Source organism: Protofrankia sp. CiP1_Cm_nod1 (assembly GCF_920888515.1).
In the GTDB taxonomy this organism is placed as follows: domain Bacteria; phylum Actinomycetota; class Actinomycetes; order Frankiales; family Frankiaceae; genus Protofrankia.
Map to the genome: position 1 here is coordinate 1 of NZ_CAKKTM010000025.1, position 8,154 is coordinate 8,154.

Below are 8,154 nucleotides of genomic sequence, written 5' to 3' on the forward strand. Positions count from 1 at the left end.
GGTTTCGCTCGCCCGTACCCCCCGGATGGCCCGGATCGCGGTGCAGTGCAAGCACTACCCGGACCGTGCTGTGGGTCCGTCCGCGGTACGGGACTTCAACGGCTGCGCGTGGACGGATCATCGTGCCGATGTTGCGCTGTTGGTCACCTCGGGCCGGTTCACCGCTGCGGCCGCGGACTTCGGCCACCGTCACCGCATCCAGATGGTCGACCGGGAGGTGCTCACACGGTGGATGGCCGGCGAGCGGATCCTGCCTCGTGTCCCGGCGCCCCGGCGTGGCCACACCGATGTCTCGCCTACCCCCGGGGGACCCACACGATGATCGTTTTACACGTCGTCGGTGTCGACGGCGGCGATCAGCGGCCCGGTGTCCCAGACAATCACTCGGGATCGCGCCCCAGTTCCGCGCGCAGGATCTCAGCCGAACGGGCGGCGAGACCACCCTTGCCGCTGTACAACGCGCCTACCACGATGCGCTCGGGTTCGCCGCGGCCACCGGCGACGACGAGGTGTGACTATGAGAGCGAGACTTGGATCCGGTGCTGATCTTGTAACCGTTCCGATCCCCTTGGTGATCATCGAACGAGGAGGGCGTGTTTGCGGAGCGGGTCGAAGTTGACGCGGCCGTGCAAATGGTGTTTGACCGTCTTGATACGGTTGACGTTGCCTTTGACGACGCCGGAGCTGGGGGTTCGGCGAGGCCGGCGAGCACGGCGTCACGGGCGGCTTCGCCATCGCGCTGCTGTCGCCATGCCGTCTCCACATCTTGCGGCGCCGGGCCGACCGCGGTCGCGAGCGCAGTTCTGGCACTATTGACACTGCATTTTCGGTCCGACGCCCGGCCTACGCCTCGTCGCTCGTCGTGAGGTATGTACGGGTGTACGTGGCCACGCGCGTGGAGACCGGCTGGCGGCCTCGACGCGCCCACCCGCAGGTCCGGCCCACCGGGTCCGGCGGTGGACGCCCCGCAAGCTGGCACCTCGTTGTTGAGCACCCCGGCAACGCCCGCCCGACCAGGATTGAGATGGGGATGACCGAGCAGATCGGATACGACAACTTCGACTTCGGACACCAGCCTGAGGTGGACTTCGCCCTGAACCCCGAGCCGCGGTGTCCCTGTCTCCTGCTGCTGGACGTGTCTGGGTCCATGAACGGTCAGCCCATTCGAGAACTCAACGCCGGTCTCAGGGCGTTCCAGGATGAACTCACCTCAGACGACCTCGCCGCGAAGCGCGTCGAGGTCGGGATCATCACCTTCGGACCGGTGCAGGTGGCGACCGACTTCGTGTCTGCCTCGGTGTTCACAGCGCCCGAGTTGCACGTGCAGGGAGCCACCCCGATGGGCGAAGCCATCACCCGAGGTCTGTCGTTGCTCCGTGACCGCAAGACTGAATATAGGAACAACGGGGTGAAGTACTACCGCCCGTGGATCTTCCTGATCACAGACGGGGAGCCGACAGACAACTGGCATGCGGCCGCCCACGCTGTGCAGGCGGGTGAGGCTGCGAAGGAGTTCGCGCTTTTCGCCGTCGGCGTGCGGGGAGCGAACATGGAAATCCTCCGCCAGATCGCTGTCCGCCAGCCGCTCGCGCTGCAGGGACTCAAGTTTCAGGAACTCTTCCAGTGGCTGTCCAGTTCCCTGGGATCGGTGTCCCGTTCGGCCGTCGGCACCGAGACGCTGCTCGCGGCACCTACAGGGTGGGCCGCCGTTTGACCTGGCGCGTCATCGCGAGGTCCGAAGCCGGCACCTCGCACATCAAACGAAGCCTGCCCTGCGACGACGACTGCCTCTTCGCGCAATATCGGCTTCCGTGTGGCGACGAGTTGCTCGCGGTCGTCGTCGCGGATGGCGCGGGCAGCGCCGAACACGGTGGCGAAGGGGCACAGGTCGCGATAGCAGCGGTGGCTGCGGCTCTCCAGTCGCGCCTGGGCGAATCAGAGATCATGCTGGATGCCGGCCTGGCCGAGATCCTGGTGACGGCGGCACACGACGGAATCGCGTCGAAGGCCACCAGCCACAACCTCCGTCCTCGAGACTTTGCCTGCACCCTGCTTGGTGTGCTCGCCGCGCCGACGCTCGGGACGATGGCTTTCCAGATCGGAGACGGCGGCATCGTCCTCGACGTCGGGAGCGGGCTGGAACTCGCCGTAGTACCCATGGTTGGGGAGTACGCCAACATGACGCACTTCGTCACGCAGGACAACTTCCGCGAGGTCCTCGCCGTCCGAACCTTTGACCCACTGGCTACGAAGATCGCAGCATTCACCGATGGCCTGCAGCGAATCGCGCTCGATCTCGCCACGGACGTACCCCATGAACCATTCTTCAGGCCCTTTTTCAAGGCGCTCGAGGATGCCAGATCCGAAAACGAGGAAGTTCTGCTCGACCAACTCAGCCTGGCTCTGGGACGGTTCCTGCAAGGATCGCTGGTAAACGAACGTACCGACGACGACAAGACACTAGCTATCGCAGTCTGGCTCGGCGACGTCGACCCAGCCACGGCCAGTGACGAACTGGGAAACTCGGACGCACGGGCATGAGCACCACCCGGCTGTTCACGTCAACGGGAGACGAACTGTCGCTCGGCCCGACTCTCGGCAAGGGCGGCGAAGGTTCCGTCCACCAGATCAACGGAGACTCAAATCACGTCGCAAAAGTGTACCACAAGATCCCTGACGGCGACCGGCAGGAGAAGCTTCGGTTGATGGCGTCTCTCAGGGATGCCGACATCCGGAAATTTGTCGCTTGGCCAGTGGAGACCCTGCATGTGGACCGGGGAGGTCCCGTCCGGGGCTTTGTCATGCCAACCGCAGGCTCCTGCGTTCCCGTTCATCAGCTCTACAACCCCGGCCACCGCAAGCAGGAGCAGCCCCAACTGTCGTGGAAGAATTTGCTGGTCACGGCGCGGAACACGGCGGACGGCTTCGCCGCGGTCCACCAGCGTGGACTGGTCGTGGGTGACGTCAACGAGAACTCGGTGATGGTCGCCCCAAATAACGGGCATGTGATGCTGATCGACGCGGATTCATTTCAGGTGAACGCAGATGGCCGGGTCTTTCCCTGCCTGGTCGGGGTTCCGGACTTCACCCCGCCCGAGTTGCACGCGGTCGGTGACTTCAGCCGGATGGTCCGAACCGCCAACCACGACAACTTCGGTCTGGCAATCCTGATCTTCCAGCTGCTCCTCGGCGGACGCCATCCCTTCGCGGGTCGTCCGCTCCGTAACGATGTCGGCAACGATATGTCCACTGATATCAGCGGCTTTCGGTTTGCCGACGCCCCGGACAACAGCAGCCGCGGATTGGTCCCGCCACCGACAGCCGTTCCGGTGACCATCCTTCCTGCTGTGATCCACGGCATGTTCACCCAGGCGTTCACCGAGCCCGGGATCCAGCACCGGCCGACTGCTCGGGAGTGGGTATTGGCTCTCGACAAACTGCGACCGCAGACAGCCGTGTGCCACGCCAGCCCACACCACGCTTACCCGGCACACGTGAGGGCGTGCCCCTGGTGTTCCCTCGACAGTTCGGGAATCGTGCATTTCGTCAAGGCGCAGGTCGCCGCGAAGGCGCAAGCGGCGGGGGTCACCATCGCGGCGCTGTGGGCGCAGATATCTGCAGTCCCGCCCCCGGCGGAAATCGTCGTACCCCCCAGCGCCGGGATTAAGCCCGTTGCGCGGCCGCTCCCGGCGGCGGTGCGCTCAAAGGCAACACCATTCGTCGTCTGGCCCATCGTGGTCAGCCTGGTTATTGCACTGATGGTAATCGCAGGTGCGCTCGGGCTCCTGGCGCTGGTGTTGCCCGTTTTTGTGGGTCGGTGGCTCAAACGCTACGGTGAGCCCAGGCGTCAGGAGAAGGACGCGCGCCTGCTGGCAGGGCAACAGGCGCGAGATGCGCATGCAGCCGCGATCCGTGAGGCAGAGGAAGCTGGCCCAGCAGGGTTTCAGACTCTCCGTGATCCGCTTGCCAGGCTCTATTCTGAGTACACCGTCGAGATCCCGAAACAGGAGAGGCGGACACTCGCGGAATTTGACCGCACCGTGCGGGATCGCCAGCTGCGCCGTCACTTGGAGCGGCAGTACGTCAGCAGGGCCTCGATCAGCGGCGTTGGCCCGAGTCTCAAGCAGCGGCTTGCAGCGTACGGCGTCAACACCGCTGCAGATGTGAACCGCTCCAAGATAATAGGAATCCCCGGTTTCGGGGAAGTGAAGACTGGAGCTCTGGTCGCTTGGCGTGACTCCTGTGAACGTGCTTTCCGCTACAACCCCCATGACCCTGCTACGCCCAAGGAACGCGACCAGGCGCTCGAAGTTCACCAGAGGCGGCGCAGATCCATCGAGAACGAGCTTCAGCGCGGTCTCGCCGAACTCCAGCGCCGCAGCCAGCTCCGGCCAGAAGCGCGAGCCGAAATTGAGCAGAAGCTAGCCGCCACGGCCCGGCAACTCGCCCAGGCGGACGCCGACCTGACTGTCCTCTAACGAGGCTCCTGTTCGTCTTCAATCCTGAGCGCCGCGCGGTCCTGTTTGTCGCCGGAGACAAGGCCGGGCAGTGGTCAACCTGGTGCGCCAGGGCGATCCCGCTGGCCGAGGCCCGTTACGCCCTCCACCTCTAACCATCCAGAAGGTCGGCGTTGGCTGGACACGGTGTCGGTAGCAGCGTCGATCCCGTACCCGCGAGCCGTTCGGGAGCCCCGATCACCCGCCGTGCCCTGGGTCCCGAAACACCGTTCCTGGCAGCCGAGTCGCGTTCCTGACAGCCAAGTTGACCGGGTCGAGGTCCATGGCGACGGCTCGGACGGGTGCTCCGTCGGCGCCGGTGAGACGCAGTGGCAGCGCGGTCACGAAGGGGTCGAAGTCGATCGCCTCGATGTTGCGCAGGTTCTCGCCGATGATCCCGCCGTGGCGGGCGATGAGGTGGTGTACCGGAAAGCCTGCCCCTGGATGGCCGGCGTCGGGCGTCTCGTCGATGCTGGCAGCGTCCAGCAGGAACGTCCGCGCACCGAGATCGACCATTCGCGTTGCGGCGTCCTCGTCGAGGAACGGATGATCGAAGTATTTCGGTGTTCCGTAGTGTGCGGACCAGCCGGTGTGCAGGATCGTGATGACTCCGGGGCCGATGCGGCCGGTGGGTGCGGAGGCGGTGATGTGGTCCCAGGTGATCCGTTCCCGAGGTGCCAGCCCGGTCACGTCCAGGATGATCCCGGGGCCGGCCAGTAGGCGCAGGTCGAGTTCGTCGACGCGGGCCCCGTTCGGCTCGACGTGGTAGGGCGCGTCGACGTGCGTCCCGGTCTGTGATCCGAGGTGCAGGTCGAGCAGGTTGAAGCCGGCTGTCTCGATCGTGGCCGCCGGTCGGAGCCGCGGGGTGGGATCACCCGGGTAGACCTGGGTGCTCTCGTCCAGTGGCACCGACAGGTCGACGATCCGGCGGATACGCATGCCCGATTCTCTGCTCCGCGCGGGCGGCTTGGTGATCCTGTCACCCTACCGATGATCGTGCCGTCGCTCGGGGCGGGGCGGGGCGGGGGGACCGGGAGCATGCCTGTACCGAAGGTACTGATCGAAGAAGCGAAAAAAACCGTAGATACGCACCTGATGGCCTGATAATGTTCGCGTCTGCGTAGTAATGCCAGGTGGGTCGGGCGCCTGCGCAGGTGCGGCCGCGGGCGCGGAGCGCGGCTCGTGGGGGCTCCTGCGGCTTGTGGCCATCGGTCGGTGCTCGTGGCCGGGAGCCGGAGACGCGGCCGCACCTCCACCAGGTCACGTGCTCTGTCGACAAAGGATGATCGGATGACCGGATGATCGGTAAGGATTCGGCGGGGAACATTGTTTTACGTACGGTGTCCATGAGATCGGTCGGTAGCGGCTCGGTCGCCGTCCTCTGCGCGGCAGCCCTCGCCTGGGCGTGGGTGACGCCCGCGGCCGCGGACCCGCTGCCGAAGCCCGCCGGCTCGCTCCAGGGCGGTGTGCATCTGCGGGGCAGCTACCCGAGTGACGCCGCGGGCAGCCCGGCTGTCGACGGCACTGTCAACCCCACCAGCTGGAGCGGGATCGTAGCCACTGGTGGGCAGCCTGCCCCGAACACCACCGCCCACGCCTTCGCCGTCTGCGCCGGCCATCATGTCGGTTCCGACGAGTAGACGAGTAGACGAGTAGATCAGCCGGTGGCCATCTCAGTCCACGGGCATCAGCCGTCCGAGGTGTGGAAAGGCCACCGAAAAACGTGGGCTGACCGGTCGGGTTCCTCAATATCCGACCGGTGCGGACGCGTCCCATGAAAATGTTCGGTCCATCCGGTGGTCATGTCCTGTTTCAGCGCGCGCCGTTTCTCGACGGTGTTGCGCGCACATGTCCGCCGCGTCGAAGTCAGAAAGGGAGATCCGATGAGGATGAGGTCGCTGCGGCATCCTGTCCTGGGAAAAGCGCTGATCGCAGGTGCGCTGCTGGCTGTCACGGTGCCGGGAGTCGCGTACGCCAACACGGTGGGCGTCACCGTGCGAACCCCGGGGGCCACCAGCGGCCCCGGATCGGCCTTCTCCGAGATCTCGACCCACGCGGACTGTAGCGGCGGCCTCATCTCCGGAGGTGGGATCAACCAGGCCATCGGTACCGGCTCGTCGTCGAACGGCAACCATGTGATGGGTACCGAGCCCAGCTCCGACGGCAGCACCGAATACACCGGTTCCACCGGGGCCGTCGGTACCGACGTGACGCACTGGCTCGGTATCGGTGGCAGCGGGGGCGCGGTCAACGCCTCCTTCTCCACCACTCCCTACGCGGTGTGCCTCACCAGCAGTCTGATCAGTCACACCCAGGTGGTCATGAACAAGATTTCCGGGCCCACGTCCGGCTCAACGGTGGGCCTGGTCACCGCCACCTGCCCGGCGAACACGGTCCTGCTCGGCGGCGGGGCGCGTACCACACCGGCCAGTATCGGCAGCCTCAAGCCGATCGCCAGCTTCCCCACCTTCAACAACGCCGGACACGACTACGGCCAGAAAGCCGCGGCCGACGGTGAGACCAATCCGGACTCCTGGACCGCCGTCGGGTGGAACGGCGGCGGAGGCAACAGCAACAACACGACCTACGCCTACGCGGTCTGCAGCGGGAACAACATCGATGTCAGTGGAGTCACCGTGAAAATCCGGTACAGCGAGGTGAGTGGCCCGGCCTCAGCGACCACAGGGCAGACAGCGACCGTGGGCTGCGGTGGTCAGGACGGGAAACTGGTCAGCGGAGGTGCCGCCGTCAGCGGGGGCAGCGTGACGACCACCGACTTCACCGGACCGGGCTCGGGCGGCGACCATCTCAACGGCAGCTTCCCCAGCGATTCCAGCGGCAATCCCGTCGGTGACGGGACCACTACGGCGGCATACTGGACGGCCTTCACCCACACCGGGGGCACAAGCTCGCCGAGCACCTATTCCGATGTCTGGGTGCTGTGCGCCGACGACGGCGTCTGAAAACCGGCAGCACCGGCCCGCGGGCGGGCACGGGCCGAACACGGCCTGCCCGCGGATCACCCATCTCAGCATTCCACCACCTCCGCAGGCCCGGAAAGGCGCCGTCGATTTCCGTGAACCGTCGTTTCATCATGTCCAGAGCCGTAGCGATCGCGGCCGCCGGCGCGACCGGCCTCCTGGCCGCCGTCATGGGGACGCCCCTCGCCGTAGCCGCCGGTCCGGCCGGCGCGGCCGAACCCTGCGGCGCGGGCGGCGTCCTCACCACCTCCCCGCCCACCTGCACCTACACCGCTGCGGGGACGGACACCTTCACCGTCCCGGACGGGGTGACCGCCGTGAGCGTCGACCTGTTCGGTGCCGAGGGCGGCAGCGCGGCCGGCTTCGTCGCTCCGCACCCGCCGAACGACGGCGCGGCCGGCGGGCTCGGCGGCGAGACCCGCGCCACCCTGGCCGTCAGCCCAGGGCAGATCCTCCAGATCACCGTGGGCGCCGCCGGCATCCCCGGAACCTCCCGGCACGGCGAGTTCGCCCGGCCCGGCGGCATCGGCCACGGAGCCGGCGGCGGTGGCGCGCACGGCGGAGGCGGGTCCGGCGGCGGTGGCTCGGACGTGCGGCTCGCCCCCTCCGGCCAGTCCGGTCGGCTCCTGGTCGCGGGCGGCGGCGGCGGGGCCGGTAACGGTGGGCCCCTCCTGCAC

8 protein-coding genes are annotated in these 8,154 nt (G+C 66.7%); 7 read left to right on the forward strand and 1 reads right to left on the reverse strand.

Annotation, left to right across the window (positions count from 1 at the left end; all coding sequences use genetic code 11):
• The 4 genes from NBX02_RS01405 to NBX02_RS01420 all read left to right on the forward strand — a co-directional run.
• On the forward strand, positions 1–322 hold a 322-nt coding region (locus NBX02_RS01405), incomplete at its 5' end, for a restriction endonuclease (RefSeq protein ID WP_250289644.1).
• Between the two features lie 708 nt (positions 323–1,030).
• A complete protein-coding gene (locus NBX02_RS01410; protein ID WP_250283770.1) occupies positions 1,031–1,714 on the forward strand; it encodes a VWA domain-containing protein in 684 nt (227 codons plus the stop codon).
• Entirely contained in the window at positions 1,711–2,541 is an 831-nt protein-coding gene (locus NBX02_RS01415) for a PP2C family serine/threonine-protein phosphatase (RefSeq protein ID WP_250289646.1), read from the forward strand. Before NBX02_RS01410 ends, NBX02_RS01415 begins: the two co-directional genes overlap by 4 nt.
• On the forward strand, positions 2,538–4,478 hold the full coding sequence (locus NBX02_RS01420; protein ID WP_250283766.1) for a helix-hairpin-helix domain-containing protein: 1,941 nt from the start codon (positions 2,538–2,540) through the stop codon (positions 4,476–4,478). The genes NBX02_RS01415 and NBX02_RS01420 overlap by 4 nt, the downstream gene beginning before the upstream one ends.
• 216 nt (positions 4,479–4,694) lie before the next feature.
• Here the strand turns inward: NBX02_RS01420 and NBX02_RS01430 are convergent, their stop codons facing one another.
• Positions 4,695–5,435 carry a cyclase family protein gene (locus NBX02_RS01430; protein WP_250283764.1) on the reverse strand — a complete coding sequence of 247 codons (741 nt, stop codon included), beginning with the start codon at positions 5,433–5,435 and terminating at the stop codon, positions 4,695–4,697.
• Between the two features lie 407 nt (positions 5,436–5,842).
• On the opposite strand from NBX02_RS01430, the gene NBX02_RS01435 reads away from it, so the two are divergent.
• From NBX02_RS01435 to NBX02_RS01445, 3 genes are all read left to right on the forward strand, one after another.
• Positions 5,843–6,136 carry a hypothetical protein gene (locus tag NBX02_RS01435; RefSeq protein WP_250289649.1) on the forward strand — a complete coding sequence of 98 codons (294 nt, stop codon included), beginning with the start codon at positions 5,843–5,845 and terminating at the stop codon, positions 6,134–6,136.
• A gap of 243 nt (positions 6,137–6,379) precedes the next feature.
• The gene (locus NBX02_RS01440; protein ID WP_250283762.1) at positions 6,380–7,459 is read left to right on the forward strand and encodes a hypothetical protein; all 1,080 of its coding nucleotides are present in this window, start codon (positions 6,380–6,382) and stop codon (positions 7,457–7,459) included.
• Positions 7,460–7,590: 131 nt separating this feature from the next.
• Positions 7,591–8,154 (forward strand): glycine-rich protein (locus tag NBX02_RS01445; RefSeq protein ID WP_250289651.1); only part of this gene is annotated, 564 nt, incomplete at its 3' end.